26 protein-coding genes and 1 tRNA gene are annotated in these 25350 nt (G+C 62.1%); 11 read left to right on the forward strand and 16 right to left on the reverse strand.

The features are described from left to right. Nucleotides 1-80 precede the first annotated feature (80 nt). Genes CO666_RS12195 through phnG form a run of 7 tightly spaced genes read right to left on the reverse strand, consistent with a single transcriptional unit; the run spans nucleotide 81 to nucleotide 5269 of the window. Nucleotides 81-698, reverse strand: coding sequence for a DapH/DapD/GlmU-related protein (locus CO666_RS12195; RefSeq protein ID WP_097612384.1), 618 nt, complete (start codon nucleotides 696-698; stop codon nucleotides 81-83). Beyond that, entirely contained in the window at nucleotides 695-1402 is a 708-nt protein-coding gene (phnL, locus tag CO666_RS12200; protein WP_097612385.1) for a phosphonate C-P lyase system protein PhnL, read from the reverse strand. Before phnL ends, CO666_RS12195 begins: the two co-directional genes overlap by 4 nt. Nucleotides 1403-1428: 26 nt before the next feature. Beyond that, nucleotides 1429-2205 carry a phosphonate C-P lyase system protein PhnK gene (gene phnK / locus CO666_RS12205; protein WP_097612386.1) on the reverse strand — a complete coding sequence of 259 codons (777 nt, stop codon included), beginning with the start codon at nucleotides 2203-2205 and terminating at the stop codon, nucleotides 1429-1431. Next, a complete protein-coding gene (locus CO666_RS12210) occupies nucleotides 2202-3077 on the reverse strand; it encodes an alpha-D-ribose 1-methylphosphonate 5-phosphate C-P-lyase PhnJ (protein ID WP_097612387.1) in 876 nt (291 codons plus the stop codon). Before CO666_RS12210 ends, phnK begins: the two co-directional genes overlap by 4 nt. After that, complete coding sequence (locus CO666_RS12215) at nucleotides 3074-4180, reverse strand: carbon-phosphorus lyase complex subunit (protein WP_097612388.1); 1107 nt, start codon at nucleotides 4178-4180, stop codon at nucleotides 3074-3076. Before CO666_RS12215 ends, CO666_RS12210 begins: the two co-directional genes overlap by 4 nt. 4 nt (nucleotides 4181-4184) lie before the next feature. Beyond that, nucleotides 4185-4793, reverse strand: a complete 609-nt coding sequence (phnH, locus tag CO666_RS12220; protein WP_097612389.1) for a phosphonate C-P lyase system protein PhnH — start codon at nucleotides 4791-4793, stop codon at nucleotides 4185-4187. Continuing rightward, nucleotides 4793-5269 carry a phosphonate C-P lyase system protein PhnG gene (gene phnG / locus CO666_RS12225; RefSeq protein ID WP_097612390.1) on the reverse strand — a complete coding sequence of 159 codons (477 nt, stop codon included), beginning with the start codon at nucleotides 5267-5269 and terminating at the stop codon, nucleotides 4793-4795. Before phnG ends, phnH begins: the two co-directional genes overlap by 1 nt. Before the next feature lie 115 nt (nucleotides 5270-5384). Here phnG and phnF point away from each other — a divergent pair, with 115 nt between their 5' ends. After that, nucleotides 5385-6122 carry a phosphonate metabolism transcriptional regulator PhnF gene (gene phnF, locus CO666_RS12230; RefSeq protein WP_097612391.1) on the forward strand — a complete coding sequence of 246 codons (738 nt, stop codon included), beginning with the start codon at nucleotides 5385-5387 and terminating at the stop codon, nucleotides 6120-6122. Between the two features lie 39 nt (nucleotides 6123-6161). On the opposite strand, the gene CO666_RS12235 is transcribed toward phnF, so the two are convergent. The 6 genes from CO666_RS12235 to mepA all read right to left on the reverse strand — a co-directional run bounded on the left by CO666_RS12235 (nucleotide 6162) and on the right by mepA (nucleotide 12205). After that, nucleotides 6162-6797, reverse strand: a complete 636-nt coding sequence (locus tag CO666_RS12235; protein WP_097612392.1) for a 2,3-bisphosphoglycerate-dependent phosphoglycerate mutase — start codon at nucleotides 6795-6797, stop codon at nucleotides 6162-6164. Between the two features lie 21 nt (nucleotides 6798-6818). Further along, the gene (gene dapB, locus CO666_RS12240) at nucleotides 6819-7643 is read right to left on the reverse strand and encodes a 4-hydroxy-tetrahydrodipicolinate reductase (RefSeq protein ID WP_097612393.1); all 825 of its coding nucleotides are present in this window, start codon (nucleotides 7641-7643) and stop codon (nucleotides 6819-6821) included. Between the two features lie 19 nt (nucleotides 7644-7662). Beyond that, the gene (locus tag CO666_RS12245) at nucleotides 7663-9450 is read right to left on the reverse strand and encodes an ABC transporter ATP-binding protein (RefSeq protein ID WP_097612394.1); all 1788 of its coding nucleotides are present in this window, start codon (nucleotides 9448-9450) and stop codon (nucleotides 7663-7665) included. Between the two features lie 151 nt (nucleotides 9451-9601). Further along, nucleotides 9602-10627, reverse strand: coding sequence for a glucokinase (locus CO666_RS12250; RefSeq protein ID WP_097612395.1), 1026 nt, complete (start codon nucleotides 10625-10627; stop codon nucleotides 9602-9604). 17 nt (nucleotides 10628-10644) lie between these two features. Further along, on the reverse strand, nucleotides 10645-11025 hold the full coding sequence (locus CO666_RS12255) for a methylglyoxal synthase (RefSeq protein WP_088676452.1): 381 nt from the start codon (nucleotides 11023-11025) through the stop codon (nucleotides 10645-10647). An 85-nt stretch (nucleotides 11026-11110) separates the two neighbouring features. Then, nucleotides 11111-12205: a penicillin-insensitive murein endopeptidase gene (gene mepA / locus CO666_RS12260; protein ID WP_097612396.1), complete on the reverse strand. Its 1095-nt coding sequence runs from the start codon at nucleotides 12203-12205 to the stop codon at nucleotides 11111-11113. 289 nt (nucleotides 12206-12494) lie between these two features. Here mepA and CO666_RS12265 point away from each other — a divergent pair, with 289 nt between their 5' ends. The 7 genes from CO666_RS12265 to pncB all read left to right on the forward strand — a co-directional run bounded on the left by CO666_RS12265 (nucleotide 12495) and on the right by pncB (nucleotide 21251). Continuing rightward, the gene (locus CO666_RS12265; protein WP_097612397.1) at nucleotides 12495-14327 is read left to right on the forward strand and encodes an extracellular solute-binding protein; all 1833 of its coding nucleotides are present in this window, start codon (nucleotides 12495-12497) and stop codon (nucleotides 14325-14327) included. Nucleotides 14328-14477: 150 nt separating this feature from the next. Beyond that, a complete protein-coding gene (locus CO666_RS12270; RefSeq protein ID WP_097612398.1) occupies nucleotides 14478-15566 on the forward strand; it encodes a microcin C ABC transporter permease YejB in 1089 nt (362 codons plus the stop codon). Then, nucleotides 15566-16714, forward strand: a complete 1149-nt coding sequence (locus CO666_RS12275; protein WP_097612399.1) for an ABC transporter permease — start codon at nucleotides 15566-15568, stop codon at nucleotides 16712-16714. Before CO666_RS12270 ends, CO666_RS12275 begins: the two co-directional genes overlap by 1 nt. Beyond that, nucleotides 16711-18348, forward strand: coding sequence for an ABC transporter ATP-binding protein (locus CO666_RS12280; protein ID WP_097612400.1), 1638 nt, complete (start codon nucleotides 16711-16713; stop codon nucleotides 18346-18348). Before CO666_RS12275 ends, CO666_RS12280 begins: the two co-directional genes overlap by 4 nt. A gap of 8 nt (nucleotides 18349-18356) precedes the next feature. Continuing rightward, nucleotides 18357-19316 (forward strand): 2-hydroxyacid dehydrogenase, encoded by a 960-nt coding sequence (locus CO666_RS12285; protein WP_097612401.1) that lies wholly within the window; start codon nucleotides 18357-18359, stop codon nucleotides 19314-19316. Nucleotides 19317-19407: 91 nt separating this feature from the next. Then, complete coding sequence (locus CO666_RS12290) at nucleotides 19408-19746, forward strand: hypothetical protein (RefSeq protein WP_179869673.1); 339 nt, start codon at nucleotides 19408-19410, stop codon at nucleotides 19744-19746. Between the two features lie 200 nt (nucleotides 19747-19946). Continuing rightward, nucleotides 19947-21251 (forward strand): nicotinate phosphoribosyltransferase, encoded by a 1305-nt coding sequence (gene pncB, locus CO666_RS12295; protein ID WP_097612403.1) that lies wholly within the window; start codon nucleotides 19947-19949, stop codon nucleotides 21249-21251. Here pncB and CO666_RS12300 read toward each other — a convergent pair. Then, entirely contained in the window at nucleotides 21233-21472 is a 240-nt protein-coding gene (locus tag CO666_RS12300) for a CrpP-related protein (protein ID WP_097612558.1), read from the reverse strand. The genes pncB and CO666_RS12300 overlap by 19 nt on opposite strands. Nucleotides 21473-21829: 357 nt before the next feature. Continuing rightward, nucleotides 21830-22039, reverse strand: coding sequence for a KTSC domain-containing protein (locus tag CO666_RS12305; protein WP_097612404.1), 210 nt, complete (start codon nucleotides 22037-22039; stop codon nucleotides 21830-21832). A 285-nt stretch (nucleotides 22040-22324) separates the two neighbouring features. On the opposite strand from CO666_RS12305, the gene CO666_RS12310 reads away from it, so the two are divergent. Beyond that, nucleotides 22325-23083 (forward strand): hypothetical protein, encoded by a 759-nt coding sequence (locus CO666_RS12310; protein ID WP_097612405.1) that lies wholly within the window; start codon nucleotides 22325-22327, stop codon nucleotides 23081-23083. A 242-nt stretch (nucleotides 23084-23325) separates the two neighbouring features. Here the strand turns inward: CO666_RS12310 and CO666_RS12315 are convergent. After that, nucleotides 23326-23415 (reverse strand) — tRNA-Ser (locus CO666_RS12315). A 229-nt stretch (nucleotides 23416-23644) separates the two neighbouring features. On the opposite strand from CO666_RS12315, the gene CO666_RS12320 reads away from it, so the two are divergent. Further along, nucleotides 23645-23962, forward strand: coding sequence for a hypothetical protein (locus CO666_RS12320; protein ID WP_097612559.1), 318 nt, complete (start codon nucleotides 23645-23647; stop codon nucleotides 23960-23962). Nucleotides 23963-24278: 316 nt separating this feature from the next. Then, on the forward strand, nucleotides 24279-25271 hold the full coding sequence (locus tag CO666_RS12325) for a BMP family lipoprotein (protein ID WP_097612406.1): 993 nt from the start codon (nucleotides 24279-24281) through the stop codon (nucleotides 25269-25271). The last annotated feature ends 79 nt before the right edge of the window (nucleotides 25272-25350 follow it).

A 25350-nucleotide genomic window follows, 5' to 3' on the forward strand; every position in this document is an offset into this window, starting at 1 on the left:
GCATTAGTCCCGCTTGATGAACCTCCAATGTCATATTTGTGTAAGTCGTGTCACAAATCCCGGCACCGTGGCGGCAGTATCTAGCCCTCGTAGCGCGACAGAAAATCTTCCGCGCTCAGGTTGCGGAAATCCTGCAGCGCCAGACGCAGACGGTCATGTTCCCAGTCCCACCAGGCGAGCCTGTCCATGCGCTCGCCGATCCCTTTGGGAAAGCGCTCGCGGATCAATTTAGCCGGCACACCGCCGACGATCGCATAGGGCGCGACGTCCCGAGACACGACGGCGCCGGCGCCGATCACCGCGCCGTTACCGACGCTGACGCCGGGCAGGATGGTCGCACCATGGCCGATCCAGACGTCGTTGCCGATCGTCACCCGGTTTACGCGCCGCCAGGCGAAGAAGTCCTCCTCCATGTCGCCGTCCGGCCAGTAATCAGCGGCACGATAGGTGAAATGGTGCAGCGTCGCGCGCCAGGTCGGATGATTGGTGGCGTTGATGCGCACGGCGGCGGCGATATTGACGAATTTGCCGATCGTCGCGCACCAGACGGAGCCGTCCTGCATGATGTAGGAATAGTCGCCGAAACTGGCCTCGCTGATACGGCAGCGTTCCGAAACTTCCGTATAGCGCCCGAAGCTGGAATCGCTGATCGATGCCGTCTCGTGGATATAGGGCTCGACACCCAGCTCGCGGCTCATGCGGCGATCTTTCCAGGTGAAAACTGCTGGACGTCGAGGATGCGGTCGGCGACCGCCTCGCGCACTTCCTCGTCGTGGAAGATGCCGAGAAGGGCGACATCCGCCTTCTTCTTCTCGGCGATCATGCTGACGACGACGGCGCGGTTGCGAGCGTCGAGCGAGGCTGTTGGTTCATCGAGAAGCAGGATCGTGTGATCGGTGATGAAGCCGCGCGCGATGTTGACGCGCTGCTGCTCGCCGCCGGAGAAGGTGGCGGGCGGAAGCTGCCAGAGCGTTTCCGGCAGGTTGAGCCTGGCGAGCAGGGCGCCCGCCTTTTCCCGCGCCCTCGCGGCCTCTTCGCCGCGTGCCACCAGCGGTTCGGCGACCACGTCGATCGCCGCCACGCGCGGCACGGTGCGCAGGAACTGGCTGACATAACCGAGCGTATGGCGCCGCACGTTGAGCACGGTGCGCGGATCGGCGGAGGCGAGGTCGACGATGCGTCCGTCGTGGCGGATCAGGATCTGGCCGGTGTCGACGGCATAATTGCCGTAGATCATCTTGAGCAACGAGCTCTTGCCGATGCCCGAGGGGCCGCCGAGCACGACGCATTCGCCTGACGAGACCGAGAAGGCAACATCGGAGACGACGGGCAGTTTGATGCCGTCGCGCAGGTGCATGGTGAAGCTCTTCGAGACTTCGGAAACGACGAGGGGCGTTGGCATGATTTATTCTTCCTTGGTTCCGGACCTCAGACCTGCAGGATCGAGGAGACGAGCAGCTGCGTGTAGGGTTCTCTGGGATCGTCGAGCACCCGGTCGGTGAGCCCATGTTCGATGACGCAGCCGTCCTTCATCACCATCATCCGGTGCGACAGCAGCCGGGCGACGGCGAGATCGTGGGTGACGATGATGGCCGAGAGGCCGAGATCGTTGACGAGGCCGCGCACGAGATCGAGCAGGCGCGCCTGCACCGAGACGTCGAGGCCTCCGGTGGGTTCGTCCATGAAGACCAGGCGCGGACCGGTGACGAGGTTGCGGGCGATCTGCAGGCGCTGGCGCATGCCGCCGGAAAAGGCGCGTGGCTGGTCGTCGATGCGGTCGGCGTCGATCTCGACGCGTTCCAGCCAGTCGATCGCCGAAGCGCGGATCTTGCCGTAGTGCCGGTCGCCGATCGCCATCAGCCTTTCACCGACATTGGCGCCGGCCGAGACCGCCATGCGCAACCCGTCGGCCGGGTTCTGGTGCACGAAGCCCCAGTCCGTGCGCATCAGGAAGCGGCGCTCTGCCTCGTTCATGCGGTAGAGATCGCGGTAGCTGCCGTCGCGCATATGATACTCGACGCTGCCGGTGGTCGGCATCAGCCGGGTGGAGATGCAGTTGAGCAGCGTCGTCTTGCCCGAACCGGATTCGCCGACGATGGCCAGCACCTCGCCGGGCCAGAGCTCGAAGGTTACGTTCCGGCAACCGATGCGCTTGCCGTAGAACTTCGAGAGGTCGTTGACTTTGAGAAGCGGTGTGTCGGTCATTCTGCAGCCTCCCGGGCCAGCATTTCGCCGGCATGCCCATGGGCCCGGCGATCCTCGCAATGGTCGGTATCGGAGCAGACGAACATGCGCCCGCCCTTATCGTCGAGAATGACTTCGTCGAGATAGACCTCCCCTGCGCCGCAAAGGGCGCAAGGCTTGTCGAAGCGCTGGATCTCGAAGGGGTGATCCTCGAAATCGAGACTGACGACATCGGTATAGGGCGGCACGGCATAGATGCGCTTTTCGCGGCCAGCGCCGAAAAGCTGCAGCGCTTCCGACCTGTGCATCTTCGGATTATCGAATTTCGGTGTCGGCGACGGATCCATGACGTAGCGGCCATGAACCTTGACGGGATAGGCATAGGTCGTGGCGATGCGGCCGTTGCGGGCGATATCCTCATAGAGCTTCACATGCATGAGGCCGTATTCCTCGAGCGCATGCATCTTGCGCGTCTCGGTCTCGCGCGGTTCGAGGAAGCGCAGCGGTTCCGGGATCGGCACCTGATAGACGAGCACCTGGCCGGAGCTAAGCTTTTCCTCGGGGATGCGGTGGCGCGTCTGGATGATCGTGGCCTCGCCGGTGTGCGTCGTCACCGCGACATTGGCGACCTTCTGGAAGAAGGCGCGGATGGAGACGGCGTTGGTCGTGTCGTCGGCGCCCTGGTCGATGACCTTCAGCACGTCGTCAGGCCCGATGATGGCGGCCGTCACCTGCACGCCGCCGGTGCCCCAGCCGTAGGGCATCGGCATTTCTCTGCTGGCGAAGGGCACCTGGTAGCCGGGAATGGCGATCGCCTTCAGGATGGCGCGGCGGATCATCCGCTTGGTCTGTTCGTCGAGATAGGCGAAGTTGTAGCTGGCGAGATCACTCATTCGGCGGCCTCCTTCATGTCTTCGCCGCCGCTGCGGGTGGCTTCGAATTCACGGCGCATGCGGCGGACGAGATCGAGTTCGGCCTGGAAGTCCACATAATGCGGCAGCTTCAGGTGCTCGACGAAGCCCGTCGCCTGAACGTTGTCGGAATGGGAAATGACGAATTCCTCGTCCTGCGCCGGCGCGGTGATATCCTCGCCGAGTTCTTCGGCGCGCAGCGCCCGATCGACGAGCGACATCGCCATCGCCTTGCGCTCGCTCTGGCCGAACACCAGGCCGTAGCCGCGGGTGAATTGCGGCGGCGCCTTGGCCGAACCCTTGAACTGGTTGACCATCTGGCACTCGGTGATCTGGATTGTGCCGAGCGAGACGGCGAAGCCGAGTTCCGGCACGTCGAATTCCACCGCGACCTCGCCGATGCGGATTTCGCCGGTGAAGGGGTGGTTGCGGCCGTAGCCGCGCTGGGTGGAATAACCGAGCGCCAGCAGAAAACCTTCGTCGCCGCGGGCAAGCGCCTGCAGGCGCAGATCCCGCGTCATCGGAAATTCCATCGGCTCGCGGGTGAGGTCGCCGATCTCGTGATCTTCGGGCATGTCGCCGTCGGCCTCGATCAGGCCTTCCTCGCCAAGGATCTCGGAGACGCGCATCACGCGGCCGGTCTCGGCCGGACGCTGGGCGGGCGCCTCGACCGCCTCGTCGGCCAGCAGCGAGGGATCGAGCAGGCGGTGGGTGTAGTCGAAGGTCGGCCCGAGCAGCTGGCCGCCCGGCAGATCCTTATAGGTCGCCGAGATCCGGCGCTCGATCGTCATATCGGCCGTGTCGAGCGGCTTCGAATAGCCGAAGCGCGGCAGCGTCGTACGATAGGCGCGCAGCAGGAAGATCGCCTCGATCATATCGCCGCGCGATTGGCGGACGGCAAGCGCTGCGAGCGTGCGGTCGAAAAGCGAGGCCTCGGCCATGACGCGGTCGACGGCGAGGGCCAGTTGTTCGACGATCTGCTCGATGCCGATCGCCGGCAGCGACCGGTCGCCGCGGCGGCGGTCGGCGAGCAGCCGGTGGGCATTGGCGATGGCGGCCTCGCCACCTTTGACGGCAACATACATGAGCTCAGATCTCCGTTGCTGTGATCTTGGTGGTGCGCGGCAGGCAGAGGAAACGCCTGCCCGCCGTCAGCACGATGTCGATGCCGCGCGGAAAGAGGGCGCGGTTCTCGGTCCAAAGCCTGAGGAAGGTCTCCGGCAGGCCGATAGGCGCGATCTCCGTCACGCTCTGGATGCCCGGACCCATCAGCGCCAGCCTGCGGCCGCCCTCGAGTTCGGCGAGCTCGATGATCAAGGTCGTCGAACGGTCGGGATATTCCTGCGTGCCCGCGGCAAAAAGCCCGAAGGGGCAGAGCGCGGTGCCGGCCTCGGCGAAGGCAAAGCGTGCCTCGGCTTTTTCGGTGGTCAGAGGCGCGCCGGTGTGGAAGCCGAGCCACTCCGGCACGGTGGATTTCGCCAGTCCCTGGGAAAGCCAGACTGATGTGTCGTGGTCGCAAAGCGTCAGCGCGATCGCGCCGGCGGCGATGCCGAGGGGTGCGGGCGGCGCGGCATCGGGCTGAACGGTCTGGATCGTACCGGGGCGGGCCATGCCGTCCATCAACATCTTGAAGACGCTCTGGGCGTGGAAAACCGGCTCGGCAAAGCCGCCGGTCAGCGCTTCTGTCTTCAGGCCCATCAGTTGTCTCCCCGCACCATGGTGAAGAAATCGACGCGGGTCGCCGCCGTCTCGTCGGCCTTGCGGCGCTCAGTAGCGGCGATCCGCCCGGCGATCGGCAAAAGCAGCGCCTGTTCGACGAAATCCTGCGTCGCCTCCTCCTGCCAGAGCGCGTCGAAGATCGCCGCAAGCCGGGCCTTCTCACGATCGGTGCCGAGCGCCTGCGCATGGCCGACCGAGCCGGAATCCAGCCGGACCGTCGCCCGTGTCACCGTCACTTCGCCGAGATTGAAGGGCGCTCCGCCGCCGCCGATGCGCCCGCGCACCATCACCAGCCCGGTCTCCGGCCCGCGCACCGGATGTGCCGCCGGCTTTTGCGGCAAGGCATCCCAGACTGCCTGGAGTTCGCTGCGTTCTGCCCGCGCCAGCAGATCGGCGGCGCGTTTGCGCCCGGATGCCGTCTGTGACGCAGCGTCTTTCCTGTCCGCTGAGATCATCGCCGCTCCTCTAAATGTCTATTGATATAGACAACTATACAAGATATACCTACGCTTAAATCGATGTCGTGACAAGCGTGTGACGTCGTCGGTTGGAATGACAGGACAGGGGCGAATGGCGGGATTGAAGCAGGTGCAAAGGCAGACCGGCGTGGCGCTCTGGCGCCAGATCGCCGATCGGATTCGCGAGGCGATCGGCAACGGAGCCTATGACGAAACCGGAATGGTGCCGCCCGAAACCGTCCTGGCGCTGCAGTTGGGCGTCAATCGGCATACGGTGCGCAGCGCGCTGGCAGCCTTGGCGCAGGAGGGGATCGTGCGTGCGGTACAAGGTCGCGGCACGCTGATCGAGCGTAAGGAGCGGCTGAATTTCCCGATCACCCGGCGCACGCGCTTCACCTCAGGCATCGGCGATCAGGCGCGCGAGATGCGCGCCCTCCTGCTGGATGAAGCGACGGAGGAGGCGAGCGCCGAGGTTGCCCGCTGGCTGGGCTTGAAGCAGGGAGAAGAGGTGATCCGGCTGGAAACCTTGCGCCATGCCGACAGGCGGCCGGTTTCAAAGGCGACGAGCTGGTTTCCCGCCGCACGCTTCGCCGGCATCGGTGAGGCCTATCGCAAGCGCGAATCGATCACCAAGGCCTTTGCCGACCTTGGCCTGCCGGACTATGTCAGGACGACGACAGAAGTGACGGCCGCCCACGCGAACACATCAGACCTAGCCGACCTGGAGCTCACCCCTGGTGCGATCCTGCTGATCGCCAAGGCGATGAATACCGATCTCGACGGTGTGCCGGTGCAGTATTCGATCAGCCGCTTCGCAGCCGACCGCGTGCAGTTTACCATCGAGAATTGAGGGCAGCCTTCCCCGTCGGGACAGGGAAGGCCGCTGGATTCAATGTGCGCCGGACATGTCGCCGAGCACTTCCTTGGAAGCGACGGTGGAATCCGCCTTCAGCTTGTAGACCATCGGCACGCCGGTCGCGAGGTTGAGGGCGAGCACGCCTTCCTTGCTTAGCTTGTCGAGCACCATGACCAGCGAGCGCAGCGAATTGCCGTGTGCGGCAACCAGCACCTTCTCGCCGCGCAGCACGCGCGGCAGGATCTCGGTGAGGTAATAGGGCCAGACGCGGGCGCCGGTGTCGCGCAGGCTTTCGCCGCCCGGCGGCGGCACGTCATAGGAGCGGCGCCAGATATGCACCTGCTCCTCGCCCCATTTGGCGCGCGCATCATCCTTGTTGAGGCCGGAGAGATCGCCGTAGTCGCGTTCGTTCAGCGCCTGGTCGCGGATCGTCTCGAGATCGGGCTGCCCGACCTTGTCGAGGATGAGCTTCAGCGTGTGCTGGGCGCGCACGAGTGCGGAGGTATAGGCGACGTCGAATTTGATCCCGTATTCGGCAAGTGCGGCGCCGCCGGCTTTGGCTTCCTGAATGCCGAGCTCGGTCAGATCGGGATCCTTCCAGCCGGTGAAGAGATTCTTCAGGTTCCAGTCGCTCTGGCCGTGGCGAACGAGGACGAGGGTACCGCTCATGAATATGCCTCCGTAGTATCGTTATTGGGAAGAAAGCCCGAGCACGTCGAGCATGGAATAGAGACCCGGCTTCTTGTCGCGCGCCCAAAGCGCCGCCTTGATGGCGCCGCGCGCGAAGATCGAGCGGTCGGCCGCACTGTGCGACAAGGTGACGATTTCGCCTTCGCCGGCAAAAAGCACCGAATGTTCGCCGATGACGGAGCCGCCGCGCAGCGTCGCAAAGCCGATCGTGCCGGCTTCGCGGGCGCCGGTATGGCCGTCGCGCACCCTGACCGATTTCGAGGCAAGATCGATATTGCGGCCCTTTGCCGCCGCTTCGCCGAGCAGAAGCGCCGTGCCGGAAGGGGCGTCGACTTTGTGCTTGTGGTGCATTTCCAGGATCTCGATATCCCAGTCGGCAGGCTCGAGCGCCCGCGCTGCCTGCTCGGTCAACACGCTGAGCAGATTGACCCCGAGGCTCATATTGCCCGACTTGACGATGCGGGCATGGCGGGCGGCCGCGGCGATCCTGGCATCGTCGTCTGCCGAGCAGCCGGTCGTGCCGATCACATGAACGATGCGCGCCTGCGCGGCAAGCCCTGAAAATTCCACGGTTGCGGCAGGCGAGGTGAAGTCGAGCACGCCTTCGGCATCGAGAAAGGCGTTGAGCGGATCGTCGCCGATGATGACGCCGGTCGGGCCGAGACCGGCAATCTCGCCGGCATCCTTGCCGATAAAGGGCGAGCCGGCGCGCTCGACCGCGGCATGCAGCGTCACGCCTTCCATGGAATGAATGAGCCGGATCAGCGTCTGACCCATGCGCCCGGCTGCGCCAACCACCACCAGTTTCATCGCAGCATCGCTCATTTCAGTCTCTCATGTCAGGTCAGTTTGAATCGGAGGCCGAAGGCCTCTGCAGATTGTTGAGACGAGCGTAAAGACCGTCGCTGACCTTCGCAAGCGTCTCGTGATTGCCTTCTTCGACGACGCGGCCCTGCTGCATGACGACGATCTTATCGGCGCGCACCACGGTCGAAAGCCGGTGGGCGATGACGACGACGGTGCGTCCGGTCATCGCCTCGTCGAGCGCCTTCTGAACCGCCGCCTCGGATTCGGTGTCGAGGGCCGACGTCGCCTCGTCGAGCAGCAGGATCGGCGCGTTGCGCACCAGGGCACGCGCGATCGACAGCCGCTGGCGCTGGCCGCCCGACAGCGTCACGCCGTTTTCGCCGACGGCCGTCTCGTAACCCTGCGGCTGTGCCGAGATGAAGTCATGCGCATAGGCAAGCCGGGCCGCTTCTTCCACCTCGGCATCGGTCGCTTCCGGCCGGCCGTAGCGGATATTGTCGCGGATCGTGCCCTCGAACAGATAGGGCTGCTGCGAGACATAGGCGAGCTGCTGACGCAGCGACTTCTTGGTGATATGGGCAATATCCTGGCCGTCGATCAGGATCTCGCCTTCGCGCGGATCGTAGAAGCGCGGAATGAGGCTGATGACGGTGGATTTGCCGGCGCCCGAGGGACCGACCAGCGCGGTGGTGGCGCCGCCCTCGGCGACGAAGCTGACGCCGCTGAGCACGCTGTCATTGCCGTAGGCGAAGGACACGTTGCGGAATTCGATCCGCGCCTGCGTCACCGCCAGCGGCTTTGCATCCGGCAGGTCGCGCTGGCGCGGTTCCATGTCGAGCAGTTCGTAGATCATCCGCGCATTGACGACGGCACGCTCCATCTGCACCTGCAGGCGGGCAAGCCGGCGGGCCGGATCATAGGCCAGCAGCAAGGCGGTCACGAAGGAGAAGAAGGCGCCCGGGGCCACATTGTAGTAGATCGAGCGGTAGGCGGCATAGGCGAGCACGCTGGCAACGGCAAAGCCTGCGAAACTCTCCGTCAGCGGCGACGTGCGTTCGGAAAGCCGAGCAATCCGGTTTGCCCGGCTTTCGGCGCCGGTGATGAGTTTGTTGACCTTGCGCTCCAGTTCGTCTTCCATCGTGAAGGCTTTGACGATGGCAATACCCTGGATCGTCTCCTGCATGGCGCCCAGCACATGGCTGTTCAAATGCACCGCCTCGCGGGTCGCCGAGCGCAGCCGCTTGGACACATAGCGCAGCGCATAAAGCAGCGGCGGCGCCATGATGAACACGGCAAGGCTGAGCAGCGGATCCTGGAGGATCATCACGCCGATCAGCGAGATGAAGGTCAAGAGATCGCGCACCGTCGAGGTGATCGTCAGGTTGAGCACGTCGCGGATGCCGCTGACGTTCTGGCTCACCTGCGCGGCGATATGGGCGGAGCGCGCCTCGCTGAAGAAGCCGACCGAAAGCGTCATCAGATGCGAATAGAGCCGGCGCTGGTACCGCGCGACGATATTGTTGCCGACCTTGGAAAGCGCCACCGCCTGGCCGTAGCTGGCAAAACCGCGCAGCACGAAGGCGATGAAGATCGAAAGACAGATGATCCAGACGACGTCGGCGCGGCGGTTGGCGAAGGCCTCGTCGATGATCGCTCGCATGATCCAGGCGGTAAACGCCGTCGAAAGCGCCACCACGATCAGACAGACGATCGCAAAGACATAGCCCCAGAGATGGTCGCGGCCGTTTTCAGCGATGATCCGCTTCAGGATGCCGGTTACGGTATCGCTGCTGACGCTCTGCGTTCTGCTTTCCGCCGCTTCCAAAAATGAGGTTTCCTGTCTCGGACCAAGCGCTCGCGAAGGCGAGGCGCACTTTTGCCGGGGTCTATAAAGAGTTGGGACCGGTTTGGCTAGAGCGCCCAGGCGTCCGGATAGGACGCACCGGGAACGCTCTCTTTGCCGTGCGCCCCGGAGCCTAACGCCGCCAGCGGCGCCCCTCCGTCGAGACGCCGAAATTGGCCGGCATGCGGGCATAGGAGGAAAGCCCGGCAAGCGCTGCCAAGGGATGCGTCACCACATAGGTCGGGATGGTGCGCAGCAGGGCCGTATGCGGCGCTTTGTCCTCGAAAGCCAAACGGAATTCCGGTTTCTTCAGCGCCGGGAGGATCTTCTGCGAGATGCCGCCGGAGAGATAAACGCCGCCGCGCGCCATGAACACCATCGCCATGTCGCCCGCCACGCGGCCGAGATAGGTGGCAAACAGCGAGACGGTCTCGACGGCCGCCTTGTCGCTGCCGGCAAGCGCGTGCGAGGTGATGTCGGCCGGATCCTTCATCGTCGGCTGGATGCCGTCGACGATGCAGATGGCGTTATAGAGGTTGACGAGACCGCGCCCGCAGAGAATCTGCTCGGCCGAAACACGCCCCTCGATCGTCTCGATATGCGGGAAGAGCTGATAGTCGCGCTTGCTGCGCGGCCCGAGATCGATATGGCCGCCTTCGCCGGGAACCGGGATCCAGCTATGCTGGGCATGCACCAGCCCGCCGACGCCGAGCCCGGTGCCCGGTCCGAGCACGACGCGGGACGCGATCATGTCGCCGGTGGCGTCGCCGATGCGTTCGCGGTTCTCGTCCGAAAGGGCGGCGACGGCCAGCGCCTGCGCCTCGAAATCGTTAACGACGAGCACGTCCTCGATGCCGAGGCCTTCGATCATCGTCTTTGGCCGCACCACCCAGTCGCAATTGGTCAACGGGATCTCGTCGTCGTTGATCGGGCCGGCGACGGCAAGGATCGCCGAGCGCGGCTGCACCGCCGTTTTGTCGAGCACGCCCTTTTGGATCGCTTCGTCGATCGTGGTAAAATCCGCCGTGCGCACGTTCGGAAACTGCTTCGGCTCGGCATAGGCATCGGTCAGGATGGAGAAGCGGGCATTGGTGCCGCCGATATCGCCGATCAGGATCGGGAAAGGCATGGGAGCGGTGCTGTTGTTCGGTTTTGGCATGGCCGGTTCCGTGCTGATCAGGCTTCGAGTGTCGGAAGAAGTTTTATAGCGGTCGCGTGGTTGAGCGCCATCGGAATATCGTAAACGATCGCGAGCCGCATCAGCGCCTTGACGTCGACATCGTGCGGCATCGGCGTCAAGGGGTCGACGAAGAAGATCAGGGCGCCGACCTCGCCGGTCGAAATCAGCGCGCCGATCTGCTGGTCGCCGCCGAGCGGTCCGCTTTTCAGCCTCGTGACGTCGAGATCGGGGGCGGCGTCGAGCACCCGCCCGCCGGTCGTGCCGGTGGCGACGATCTTCCAGCGGGAGAGAACGTCCCGGTTAGCGCGGGCGAAGTCCGCCATGTCGTCCTTCTTCTGGTCATGCGCAATCAATGCAAGGCATTTACCGCCGGCCATCAACCCCTCCGCCCAAGCAATTCAATCGATTTGACCGCTTCTATACCAACAGTTTGCGATTTGAAAGACAAGGCGCCGGCGCTTCTTATTGGATCGCCGGCTTGTCGTTCGGAACCGGGCCGACATCGGGCAGTTCCCCGTCGGCATCGGCAGCCGGCTCCGCGGCCGGAGCGGCGGTGAGCGCGCTGGCGGCGGAGGGCCCGCTCACGGCGGAAAGTCCGCCGTAGGTGGCGGCCTGCATCGAGGCGACAGGAGCGGCGTCGAGCACGGCGGCGCAGGCCTTCGGCAGGTCGGAGACCATCATCTCACGCGGCGGCTTTGGCGGCTTGGCGCCGGGCTGGGGCGGTTTCGGCGCCGCCCAGGGTGCCGGCGTGAACCACCAGGCGAGCGACTTGTCGCAGCCGTCGCCGGCGGTGACAGGGGCCTGCGGCGTGCACCCCGCGGCACCCGGCGGGCACTTGATGCGGATGTGGAAATGCGAGTCATGGCCGTATTCCGGCCGGAGCTTGCCGAGATTGGTGCGGTCGCCCGTCCAGGTGTCGCACATCTTCTTCTTGATCGCCGGATTGACGAAGATGCGCTCCACTTCGGGATAACTTGCCGCCAGCATCAACAGCCGCGCCCGCGATGGCGTCCAGACCTTGGGGTCGACGGTCAGAAACTTGTCCTTCTGCAACATCGAGGTGAAGGGCAGGTCCTCGCGCTCCTGGGCGCTCATGCGGCGCGCCGGCATCGGCGTAAACCAGACATCGGCATCGAGGCCGATCTGATGCGAGGCGTGACCGTTCAACATCGGCCCGCCGCGCGGCTGCGCAATGTCGCCGACGAGGATGCCCGGCCAGCCGGCATATTTGGCCCCATCCTCAGAAAGACGTTCGAGCAGGGCGATCATCGCCGGATTGCCCCAGCGGCGATTGCGCGAAAGCCGCATCGCCTCCCAGGTCGGCCCGTCGGTCGGCAGCGCCACCGCGCCGGTCATGCAGCCTTTCGCGTAAAAGCCGATCGGCTGCGCCGGTCCCTGCGTCGGCAGGCTGACGGCGCCGAACTGCCCCTTGGCACTGCCGGGGCTCGGCGTCTTCTGCTCGGCGCCGACGTCGCCGGCCGCAAGGCTTGCGCCGATTGCGCCGGCAAGCGTCAGTTTGCCGAATGTCCTGAAAGCCTGAGCGAAGCCGAAAGCCATATTATTCCCTTGAAGCGCTGCCGAAGTGATTTGCGTTCGAACCTATCGTGAAAAGCGATTTTGGTGAATCGATGATTTGCCGGCCGGGCGCAGGATCAGCCGGTGACGGATCGCCGCAGCGCCTCAACCATCGACAATCCTTCGAGAGGGACTGGCCTTCGACAGGAACTGGCCTTTGGCCGGAGCCGGCGGCTCAAAATTTCGCGAGCCCGGCAAAAACCAAACTCTCTCCTGTTTTTCGCCCCTATTTCTCGTATTGTCGAATCCGTCAATATTCAGGGGAAATGGCATGGCGGTTCTGTGGTCGAAAATCGGTCTGTTTCTGGCACTTGCGGGTGTTTTGACGCCCGTGATGGCAGTGGCTGAGGACCAGCCGTTTCAAATGGGCAGCTCGGTTATCAGCGACATGAAGTACAAGCCGGGTTTTGCGCATTTCGATTACGTCAATCCCGATGCCCCAAAGGGCGGCGACCTGCGCCTTTCCGCAAGCGGCGCCTTCGACACCTTCAATCCGCTGCTTGCCAAAGGCCAGACGGCGGTCGGTCTGACGCTTGTATACGACACTTTGATGAAGCCCGCCGATGACGAGCTCCTTGTCTCCTACGGCCTGCTTGCCGAAGGACTGTCCTTTCCTTCTGACGTTTCCAGCGCGACCTTTCGGCTGCGCAAGGAGGCGAAATGGGCGGATGGTCAGCCGGTAACGCCCGAAGACGTCATCTTCAGCCTTGATAAGGCCAAGGAACTCAATCCCGTCAACGCGAACTATTATCGCCACGTGGTAAAGGCCGAAAAGACCGGCGACCGCGATGTCACCTTCACCTTCGACGAGAAGAACAATCGGGAGCTCCCGAATATTCTCGGCCAGTTGGTGGTCGTGCCGAAACATTGGTGGGAGGGGCAGGGACCGGACGGCAAGCCGCGCGACATCTCAAAGACGACGCTCGAGCCGGTGATGGGTTCGGGACCTTACAAGATCGCATCCTTTTCGCCCGGCGCGACGATCCGTTATGAACTGCGTGACGACTATTGGGGCAAAGACCTCAACGTGAATGTCGGCCAGAACAATTTCCGCAACGTCCTCTATACCTATTTCGGGGACCGGGATGTCGAGTTCGAGGCGTTTCGCGCCGGTAACAGCGACTACTGGCAAGAGACGACGGCCGCCCGCTGGGCGACGGGATATGATTTTCCCGCGGTGAAGGAGGGACGCGTCAAGAAGGAGGAGGTGGCCAACCCGCTTCGCTCCACCGGCATCCTGCAGGCGCTGGTGCCCAACATGCGGCGTGATCTCTTCAAGGACATCAGGGTTCGCGAAGCCTTGAACTATGGGTTCGACTTCGAGGAACTGAACCGCACCGTTGCTTTCAACAGCTACAAACGCATCGACAGCTATTTCTGGAACACCGAACTTGCCTCTTCCGGCCTGCCGCAGGGGAGAGAGCTGGAAATTCTGCAGGGCATGAAGGACAAGATTCCCTCTGAGGTCTTCACCACGCCCTACACCAATCCGGTCGGCGGCGATCCGCAGAAAAGCCGCGACAACCTCCGCAAGGCGATTGCGCTGCTGAAAGATGCCGGTTGGGAGATCAAGAACAATCGCATGGTCAATACCAAGACCGGCCAGCCGATGAGCTTCGAGATCCTATTGTCGAGCCCGATACTGGAACGTTGGGCCGTGCCCTATGCCAATAATCTCAAGAAAATCGGCATCGATGCGCGGGTGCGGACGGTCGATGCATCGCAAGCTGTCAATCGCGAACGCAGCTTCGACTATGACATGATCTGGAATGTCTGGGCGCAGAGCATGAACCCCGGCAACGAACAGGGCGATTATTGGGGATCCACTTCGGTCAACCAGCAAGGCTCCCACAATTATGCCGGCATTGCCAACCCGGCGGTCGATGAACTCATTCGCATGATTATCTTCGCGCCGAACCGGGATGAACAGGTTGCAGCCATCAAAGCCATGGATCGGGTATTGCTGGCAAATCACTACGTCATCCCGCTGTTCTACCGCGATACCTACAACATCGTCTATTGGAACACGGTCACGCATCCGGCCGAGTTTCCGGCCTATGGCCTGGGTTTCCCGGAGGCCTGGTGGTCCACCTCGGCAAAATGAGCGGGCTTGCAATAGAGGGGCCCTCGGCTCCAAATGGCACGAGCGAATCACCACACGCCGGCGGGGCCGGCAAGGGAAGGCTGACGGATTGAGCGGCATTGGACTGGACGGCAGGCAGACGAGAAGAAGATTTCCGGAGGCTGAAGGCTGATGGGCGCCTATGTCATTCGCCGCCTGCTTCTGATGATCCCGACCATTATCGGCATCATGGCGATTTCCTTCACTGTCATTCAGTTCGCCCCCGGCGGTCCCGTCGAGCAGGTGATCGCCCAATTGAGCGGCCAGGCCGATGGCGCCGATCAGCGCTTGTCCGGCGGCGGCGACCTGCTGGGTGATGGAGGAGGGGACGAAGGTTCGAAATATCGTGGCGCCCAGGGCCTTGATCCGGAGCTGATCGCCAAGCTCGAAAAGCAGTTCGGCTTTGACAAGCCGCCGCTGACGCGGTTCGGCGAGATGATGTGGAATTATATCCGCTTCGATTTCGGCGAGAGCTTCTTCCGCAACACCTCGGTACTTGAACTCATCAAGGAAAAACTGCCGGTCTCGATCTCGCTCGGCATCTGGATCCTGATCTTCTCCTACGCCATCTCCATCCCGCTCGGCATCCGCAAGGCAGTGAAGGACGGATCGACCTTCGATGTCTGGACATCAGGCGTCATCGTCGTCGGTTATGCCGTGCCGAGCTTCCTCTTCGGCATCCTGCTGATCGTGCTTTTCGCCGGTGGTTCCTTCTACGACTGGTTTCCGCTGCGCGGCCTCGTCTCCGACAATTTCGACCAGCTGGCCTGGTGGCAGAAGCCGCTCGATTATTTCTGGCATCTCACCTTGCCATTGATCTCGCTTTCCCTCGCCGCCTTCGCCACCACGACGCTTCTGACCAAGAACTCCTTCATCGAGGAGATCAAGAAGCAATATGTCGTCACCGCCCGCGCCAAGGGCCTGAACGAGCGGCAGGTGCTCTACGGCCATGTCTTCCGCAACGCCATGCTGATCATCATCGCCGGTTTTCCCGGCGCCTTCATCTCCGCTTTCTTCACCGGCTCGCTGCTCATCGAGAACATTTTCTCGCTGGATGGCCTCGGCCGCCTCGGTTACCTCTCGGTGGTCAACCGGGATTATCCGATCGTCTTCGCGACCCTCTACATCTTCTCGCTGCTCGGCCTCGCCGTCAGCCTGATCTCCGACCTGATCTACACCTGGATCGATCCGCGCATCGATTTCGAGCGGAGGGATGTCTGATGGACGCCGCCGCAAATCCTGTCGTCGCAACTCCCGTCAAGCCGCCGCGCAAAGGGCTGTTGTCGCCGACCAATATCCGCCGCTGGAAGAATTTCCGGGCAAACGGCCGTGGTTACTGGTCGCTGTGGCTGTTCCTGCTGCTGTTCGTGCTCAGCCTGTTTGCCGAATTCCTCGCCAACGACCGGCCGATCATCGCTTCCTACAAGGGCGAAATTCTCTTTCCCGTGCTGATCGATTATCCCGAGGAGAAGTTCGGCGGCTTCCTGGCCGAAACCGACTATCGCTCCTCGGTGATCTCAGACGAGATCAATGCCAATGGCTGGATGATCTGGCCGCCGGTGCGCTATTCCTACCGCTCGGTCAACTCGAACATCCCGCATTCGGCGCCGACCGCTCCCTTCTGGCTGATGACCAAGGAGGAGCGCTGCTCCGGTTATCCGCAAGGGGTGAACGATCCCGGCTGCACGCTCGGCAATGTCAACTGGCTCGGCACCGACGACCAGGCGCGCGACGTGCTGGCGCGCGTCATCTACGGCTTCCGCATATCGGTGCTCTTCGGCCTGGCGCTGACCATCTGCTCGGCGATCATCGGCGTAACGGCCGGTGCCGTGCAGGGCTATTTCGGCGGCTGGACCGATCTCTTGCTGCAGCGCTTCATCGAGATCTGGTCGTCGATGCCGGTGCTTTACATCCTGCTGATCATCGCCGCCATTCTGCCGCCCGGCTTCTTCGTGCTGCTCGGCATCATGCTGCTCTTTTCCTGGGTCGGCTTCGTCGGCGTCGTGCGCGCCGAATTCCTGCGCGCCCGCAATTTCGAATATGTCCGCGCCGCCCGCGCCCTCGGCGTCAACAATCGCACCATCATGTGGCGCCACCTGCTGCCGAACGCCATGGTGGCGACGCTGACCTTCCTGCCTTTCATCCTCTCCGGCTCGATCACCACGCTGACGTCGCTCGATTTCCTCGGCTTCGGCATGCCGCCGGGCTCACCTTCGCTCGGCGAGATGATCGCCCAGGGCAAGTCTAACCTGCAGGCGCCATGGCTGGGGCTGACGGCCTTCTTCGCCATGTCGATCATGCTGTCCCTGCTGATCTTCATCGGCGAAGCCGTGCGCGATGCCTTCGATCCGAGGAAGACGTTTCAATGAGTGATATGACAGAACCGCTCCTTTCCGTCCGTGATCTCTCGGTGGCCTTTCACCAGGGCGGCGAGACATCGCTTGCCGTCGATAGCATCTCCTTCGATATCGCCAAGGGCGAGGTGGTGGCGCTCGTCGGCGAATCCGGTTCCGGCAAGTCGGTTTCGGCCAATTCGATCCTGCGGCTTCTGCCCTATCCCTCGGCAAGCCATCCCTCCGGCGAAATCCTGTTCAAGGGCAAGGACCTCCTGAAAGCGTCGGAGCGGGCGCTGCGCGAGGTGCGCGGCAACGACATCACCATGATCTTCCAGGAGCCGATGACCTCGCTCAATCCGCTTCATACGATCGAGAAGCAGATCGCCGAGATCCTGGCGTTGCACCAAGGTCTCAGCGGTGAGCCGGCGCGGGAGCGCGTGCTGGAATTGTTGAACCAGGTGGGTATCCGCGAGCCGGAAAAACGATTGAAGGCCTATCCGCACGAACTCTCAGGCGGCCAGCGCCAGCGCGTCATGATCGCCATGGCGCTTGCCAACCGCCCGGAACTGCTGATCGCCGACGAACCCACAACCGCGCTCGACGTCACCGTGCAGGCACAGATCCTCGAATTGCTGCGACAGCTCAAGGCCGTGCACGGCATGTCGATGCTGTTCATCACCCATGATCTCGGCATCGTGCGCAAATTCGCCGATCGCGTCTGCGTCATGACCAAGGGCCGGATCGTCGAAACCGGAACGGTCGACGAGGTCTTCGCCGATCCGAAGCACGAATACACCCGCCATCTTCTCGCCTCCGAACCGCGTGGCGAACCGCCGCTTGCCGATCCGGCGAAGCCGGTGGTGATGGAAGGCTCCGATATCCGCGTCTGGTTCCCGATCAAGGCGGGGCTGATGCGCCGCGTCGTCGATCACGTGAAGGCGGTCGACGGCATCGACCTTTCGCTGCGCGCCGGCCAGACGCTCGGCGTCGTCGGTGAATCCGGTTCCGGCAAGACCACGCTGGGTCTCGCGCTCACCCGGCTGATCTCCTCGCAAGGGCGGATCGCCTTTGTCGGTAAAGATATAGCCGGCTATTCGTTCAACGAGATGCGGCCGCTGCGCAATCAACTGCAGATCGTCTTCCAGGATCCTTATGGCTCGCTCAGCCCCCGCATGTCTGTCGGCGATATCATTGCCGAAGGCCTGAAGGTGCATGAGCGCTCGTTGACGTCGGAAGAACGCGACCAGCGCGTCTGCTGGGCGCTGGAGGAGGTTGGCCTCGATCCGCTGACCCGCTGGCGCTATCCGCACGAATTCTCCGGCGGCCAGCGCCAGCGCATCGCGATTGCCCGCGCCATGGTGCTGAAGCCGCGTTTCGTCATGCTCGACGAGCCGACCTCGGCCCTCGATATGAGCGTGCAGGCCCAGGTGGTCGATCTCCTGCGCGATCTGCAGCAGAAGCACGATCTCGCCTATCTCTTCATCAGCCACGATCTGAAAGTGGTGAAGGCGCTCGCCAACGACGTCATCGTCATGCGGTTCGGCAAGGTGGTGGAGCAGGGTCCGTCATCGGAAATCTTCCGCGCGCCGAAGGACGATTATACCAAGGCGCTGATGGCCGCCGCCTTCAACATCGAGGCGGTGCCGACCCCCGCCGTGCAGCAATAAAGAAGATCATGTCCGCACACCCTCCCATCCTCGTCGATATCAAGTTCAATCCCGAAGGCGTCGCCCGGGTGCTGAAGACGGCCTTTGCCGATCGCGGCAGCATCAATCTCGCCGATCCGTCCGACCGGGCGCGCGATCTCCGCGAGGCCGAATATGCGCTGCTCTGGAAGCCGGACGCCGACCTTTTCGCGCGGGCACCGAACCTCAAGGTGATCTTCTCGGGCGGTGCCGGTGTCGACCATATCATCGGTATGGCCGGCCTGCCCGCGATCCCGATCGTCCGCTTCGTCGACCGCAGCCTGACGGCTCGCATGAGCGAATGGGTGGTCATGCAATGCCTGATGCATCTGCGCGGACAATATGCCCATGACAGCCACCAGCGCCGGCGTGAATGGGCAAAATTGATCGCGCCTGAGGCGGCGGAGATCACGGTCGGCGTGATGGGCCTCGGCATTCTCGGCCAGGATGCGGTCGCCAAGCTGAAGGTCATGGGTTTCAACGTCATCGGCTGGTCGCGCACCCGCAAGGAGATCGCCGGCGTCGAAACCTTCGATGCCGCCGAGTTGGACAGCTTCCTCGGCAAGACCGACATCCTCGTCGGCCTGCTGCCGCTGACGCCTGAGACGACAGGATTTTACGATAGCGGGCTATTCAAAAAGCTCCACAGCTATGGCGCGCTGGGGCGCCCGGTCTTCATCAATGCCGGCCGCGGCAAGAGCCATGTCGAGGCCGATATCGTTTCCGCCGTCCGGGACGGTATTCTCGGCGGCGCTTCCCTCGATGTCTTCGAGGCGGAGCCGCTTGGCCCCGACAATCCCCTGTGGGCGTTGGAGAACGTCTTCATCACGCCGCATGACGCGGCGGTCTCCGAAGAAAACGCCCTGTTCCGTCATGTCGAAGCGCAGATCGCCCGTTTCGAACGCGGCGAACCGCTGCAATTCGTGGTCGACCGCGCCGTCGGCTATTGAGCTCCTCCCGGAACCTTCCCGACACCCACCCGTTTCTTCTGCGGAAATTCTTTCGGGCCGGACCGGCCCGTCAAGACAGCGGAAGGAGACGATGATGGCGCATCAGACCGAAACACGCTGGGAAAAGTCCGACGGCAAGCTTCATCGCGAAGAGCAGATCCCGCCGGTGAAGGCAAGGCAGGGGCGCATGGGTTATCGCATCCTGCTGGTGCTGCTTGCCGCGCTCGTGCTCGCTTTCGTGGTCTGGATACCGGTCGAGATCTGGGGCAAGCGCGAAGCAAGCGAGGTGGCGCCGCAGCAGCCCGGCCAGCAGCTGCAGTCGCGGCAGCCTGAGACGGCGCCTGCGCCAACGCTGCAGAACGGCACTGCCCCGGCAGCCCCCGGTGCCACGCCTGCAACGCCGGTCCAACCTGCCGCGCCGGCGCAATGAGCGCCGGAATGAGCGTTGGCCAGATGATCACCCGCGTCCCGCCGCCGTAACGCGGCGGGACGTTTATTGATTTGTCTGGACTTTCTCTGCCGATTTTTCGATAAGAAGGCGCACGAGCCGGTTTCGTGCGCCGGCCCAGCACTTGGCAGCACTCGGGAACTTGGCAGCACCTGACCGGAGTGGACAGGGGCAGGAATTTCATGGCCAGGACGGATATCGCAAGACGCGTCTACAATCACGCTTGGAAGCTCGATCCGATCGTCCGCAGCCTGATCGATACCGACTTCTATAAGCTGCTGATGCTGCAGATGATCTGGAAGCTCTACCCAGACGTCAACGCGTCCTTTACGCTCATCAACCGCACCAAGCGCGTGCGCCTCGCCGATGAGATCGACGAAGGCGAATTGCGCGAACAGCTCGACCATGCCCGCACGCTGAAACTCTCCAAGAAGGAGATGATCTGGCTGGCGGGTAACAGCTTCTACGGCCGCGCGCAGATCTTCGAGCCGGAATTCCTCGCCTGGCTTTCCAACTTCCAGCTTCCCGAATACGAGCTGTCGAAGAAGGACGGGCAATATGTTCTGGATTTCCACGGGTCCTGGAAGGAAACCACCATGTGGGAGATCCCGGCGCTCGCCATCGTCAATGAACTCAGGTCGCGCTCGGCGATGAAGGCGCTCGGTCCCTTCACCCTCGACGTGCTTTATGCCCGCGCCAAGGCGAAGATGTGGTCGAAGGTCGAACGGCTGAAGGAACTGCCCGGCCTGCGCATCTCCGATTTCGGCACCCGCCGCCGTCACAGTTTCCTCTGGCAGCGCTGGTGCGTCGAGGCGCTGAAGGAAGGTATCGGCCCGGCCTTTACCGGCACCAGCAACGTATTGCTGGCGATGGATTCCGATCTCGAAGCCGTTGGCACCAATGCCCACGAACTGCCGATGGTGGCTGCCGCCCTTGCGCAAACCGACGAGCAGCTGCGCAATGCGCCCTACAAGATCCTGCGCGACTGGAACAAGCTTTATGGCGGCAATCTTCTAATCGTCCTGCCGGATGCCTTTGGTACGGCTGCCTTCCTGCGCGACGCGCCGGAATGGGTGGCGGACTGGACCGGCTTCCGCCCGGACAGCGCGCCGCCGATCGAGGGCGGCGAAAAGATCATCGACTGGTGGAAGAAGATGGGCCGCGACCCGCGCCAGAAGCTGTTGATCTTCTCCGACGGTCTCGATGTCGACGCCATCATCGACACCTACCGGCATTTCGAAGGCCGCGTGCGCATGAGCTTCGGCTGGGGCACCAATCTGACCAACGATTTTTCCGGTTGCGCGCCGACCGAAATATCCGGCCTCAACCCGATCTCGGTCGTCTGCAAGGTCAGCGACGCCAACGGCCGTCCGGCGGTAAAACTCTCCGACAATCCGCAGAAGGCGACCGGCGAACCGGCGGAGGTCGAACGTTACCTGAAATTCTTCGGCGCCGAGGACAGGGTCGATCAGACCGTCCTGGTATAGGCTCGAGCCGAGGCTCGGCCGTCCCGGGGCATATCGATATGCCCCGCCATCGCATCCTCGATCGACCAGCCGAAGCGCCAGGCGTCGAACATCGAATACCATTCCTGGAAATCGGTGATCGGCAGGACATCCGGCTTCGACATCGGATTGTCGTCCAGGCTGCGGCCGCGCGCGCGGTCCCGTACGCCTCGCTCCTGCATCTCCAGCAGATTCTCGAACATCATCACCCCCCGGTCCTATCCGATAGGATTTATGCAATCATGCTAATAAAGCATTGTCGAGTCCGGAGTCGATAATTCGGGTTTTTCACAGGATTAGCCCCAATGCGCTAATTCGGGGGTGACTAGGGCTCACCCGGCCCAGGTGACGGGGAGGCTCGGCTTCCTGGCTGGGGTCCGCCGCCAAGCCTCCCGGGCTGACCGACCTTGAACAGGCCGGCAGCGCCGACACGTTGCCGCGTTCCGGCCGGTGCAATCCAACCCAGATGTTATCGATGGCTAACGGCCGGTTAATATCCACCGGACCTGTTCCGATCCCGCGCAGTCCTGCACCGTGGGGCCGGCAGCATCCCCAGGCTTTCAGGCCGCCAGTCTGCGAAACCGGGTTCTGATCCGGTCGAGATAATAGTGGCCTGGAGACGGCGCTGCCGTCATCGCGTGGGCTTCCGAGGAGGGAACACCATCGAACAGGCGCTCCTCGCCATTCTTGAAACAAATCCTCAGCCGCCCGTCGTCCTGGCTGAAATAGACGGATTTGATGATCTTCGACTTCACCGAAAGTTCTTCCACCTGTTTTACCTCTATTTTTTGGTTTGGCAGAACCTAAACCCAAACGTGCAAAGACGCGGTGAACTCGCATGGTAAAAAATCAGGAATCTTGCGAGAGTCGTCAGGGTGTCGATGGGGGCGGTGCCGTCGGCGAACACCTCGACGGATGCGGCTGCCGATGGGCTTTTGCGGGTTCGCTTGATCCGCCCTTCCGTGCACGAACTTGCCAATAAAGACTCAGCGTTTGACAGCGTCATGCTTTAATGGCGATATCTTCCATCCAGAGTCGAGGAATGGCGGGGTGCAATGTTAGGTGAAGCGATTTCTTTTGTAAGACGTAATCTGTCGTTTGTGTGTGTTGTTGTTGCAGCCAATTGCGCACTGGTTGCTTTTGATGATTACAGCGGTGGAAACAAAAGCAATTCAGCGCAATTTTTCGTTGCCTTGTCTTTTGGATTCTTCATTCAGAACGCAATATTAAATGGAGAGGGGAAAGTTTCAAACCTGACCAGCGGCATGCGTGGGTTTGGCGGCTACATCTGGAAGAACTTGCTTATCATGCTGGTCGTCATTGGAATCGGGATTGGTGTCCCTGTCGCATTCGGCGCCACTTCCCTATCAAAGAACGTGTTTCTGCTCCTATGTCTTGCGATGATCGCAATCATCCTGCCGCTGCTTCTTGCCCTTGTCGGAACCTGGCCTATTGCCGGAATTGCGGGCTCTAAAAGCGGGCTTTCAGCTGCCTTCAGCCGAGGGAAACGCGGCTTGGTTCCCACCTTTTTACGGTTGTTTGCCGGACTTTTTCTTCCCTTCATCGGTGGTTTGCTATTGATGACGGCAGCAACATCGATGTCATACGAACCCGATAGCATCTTCTCGGACGGAAAACTGAACCTCATCGCTTTGGCAATACTGGTGATTTGCCAATGGGCGTCGATATTCGGCCTGTGCTACGTTTCGATCGTCCTGGCTCGCAAACTGCTGAGTTCCGCGGCTCCGCGGCCAATCGGAGGACGTCAAGGGAATGCGGTTGCAGCGACGAGCGTCTCGGAAATTTTCGAATAGGACCTACAATGTGGCACGTCTTTTTAGACGCGCAAAGCGTGCTGTAACACTCTGAATCTACGCGCCGGCCCTAAGCGATCCGATTTTCGGGCCGACGCGCTAGTCGCGATCATCCTGAGCCGCTGACAGGTTTTCCAATATCTGCAAGAATCAGGAGCGTTGAGCCGCTGCCACACGCAATGGATTGTTACGAAAGGCTGGCACGGCCCTGCGAAGGAAAGAAGCGGCGGTTTTAATGAAAATGGCGGACAGGGTGGGATTCGAACCCACGGTACGCTTTCACGTACACACGCGTTCCAGGCGTGCGCCTTAAACCACTCGGCCACCTGTCCTTCTTGGGCGTTCGCGCCTGGATAGGAGCAAATCGTCGGAACGGCGCGATATATACCGATGAATTTTTGTCGATCAACCGAAATCTAACAGTTTTTTGACTTCTTCCGATAAAACTCGCTTCCGCCCGTCCATTGTGCTTCACCTCATCGAAGACTATGTAATTCTCCAGGTGGAGAATGGCGCGGGTTGGCCGGGATTGTCCGGCATAGCGAAGCGTCGGAGGAATTGATGCGTTTCCTGTTGCGTCTGGCCAGCCTTGTCGCGCTTGCGGCGGCCGTTATTGCCGGGACCATCGATTCGATCCAATCGGTTGCGGCGTCCACCGTGGTGATGACGCCGATTTCCGATGCCTGGCAGGATGTCAGCCCGACAACCCTGACGTCGCTGCAATCCTTACTTTCCTATTATATCCATCCGCGCTTCTACACCTTCATCTTCCAGTGGTTGATGCTCCAGCCGGCCTTTGCGGTTTTCCTGGTGATCGCGCTGCTTCTCTGGATGATCGGCTATAAGAAGCCGCCGGTGGCCGGTCGTTTCACGGCATAAGCAAGCCGACCTTGCCACCATGGCCCGGGGCCGGGTCGGATCGGCCGCCGATGTTTCCGTAAGCCCGCCATGGCTGTCGGATTGGCGGGAAATTTTGCATTCCGGCGGCGGAAATGTCTAAAAATCAGCCCCGGGGAATGGATTTTCAGCAATCGCTGCAAATCTTTACCACCTGAAAAATTTCTGGTGAATTTTTCCGTGAGCCATGCAAGGATGCGCGCAGCCAGGCCTCCGGGGGGAGGTCGGTGGTTCCGCAGACATGTCCGAAAAGGGCTTGCGGGAGGACCCCAACGAATAGCAACAACAGGGCTGCACAATGAAAAAATCCCTTCTCACTCTCCTTGCCGTGGCTGCCATGTCGACGACGGCGCTTGCCGCCGATGTCAAGCCGGCGCTGGTTTACGGCACCGGCGGGAAGTTCGATAAGTCTTTCAACGAAGCGGCCTATAACGGCGCCGAGAAATTCAAGGCCGAGACCGGCATCGCCTATCGCGACTTCGAGCCGACCGGCGACACCCAGGGCGAACAGGCCATCCGCAACTTCGCAAGCCGCGGTTTCAATCCGGTGGTTGCCGTTTCCTTCGCCTGGACTTCGGCGATCGAGAAGGTCGCGGCTGAATTCCCGGATACCAAGTTCATCATCGTCGACTCGGTCGTCGACAAGCCGAACGTCCGCTCGGTGGTCTACAAGGAAGAAGAAGGCTCCTACCTCGTCGGCATTCTCGCCGGCATGGCATCGAAATCAGGCAAGGTCGGCTTCGTCGGCGGCATGGACATTCCGCTGATCCGCAAGTTCGAATGCGGTTACGAGCAGGGCGCGCGCGCTGCCAAGGCCGATGTCGAAGTGTTCCAGAACATGACCGGCACCACCGGTGCTGCCTGGAACGACCCGGTTCGCGGCGGCGAACTCACCAAGAACCAGATCGACCAGGGCGCCGACGTCATTTACGCGGCAGCCGGCGCCACCGGCCTCGGCGTTCTGCAGACCGCTGCCGACAACAAGAAGCTGTCGATCGGCGTCGATTCCAACCAGAACCATCTGCATCCGGGTTCGGTGCTGACCTCGATGGTCAAGCGCGTCGACCTCGCCGTCTACAACGCCTATAGCGACACCAAGAACGACAAGTTCACCGCTGGCGTCCAGGCGCTCGGCGTCAAGGAAGACGGCGTTGGCGCAGCGATCGACGACAACAACAAGTCGCTGATCACGCCGGAAATGCAGGCGGCCGTCGACAAGGCCAAGGCCGATATCATCGCGGGGACCGTCAAGGTTCACGACTATACCTCGGACAATGCTTGCCCGAAGTGATCCGCGCCCTGATGTAATCGACGATTGAGATCGGGCGTATGGCGGAGGGGATTTTCGCCATACGCCCTTTTCTTATTTG

The sequence above is a fragment of the Rhizobium chutanense genome (assembly GCF_002531935.1).
In the GTDB taxonomy this organism is placed as follows: domain Bacteria; phylum Pseudomonadota; class Alphaproteobacteria; order Rhizobiales; family Rhizobiaceae; genus Rhizobium; species Rhizobium chutanense.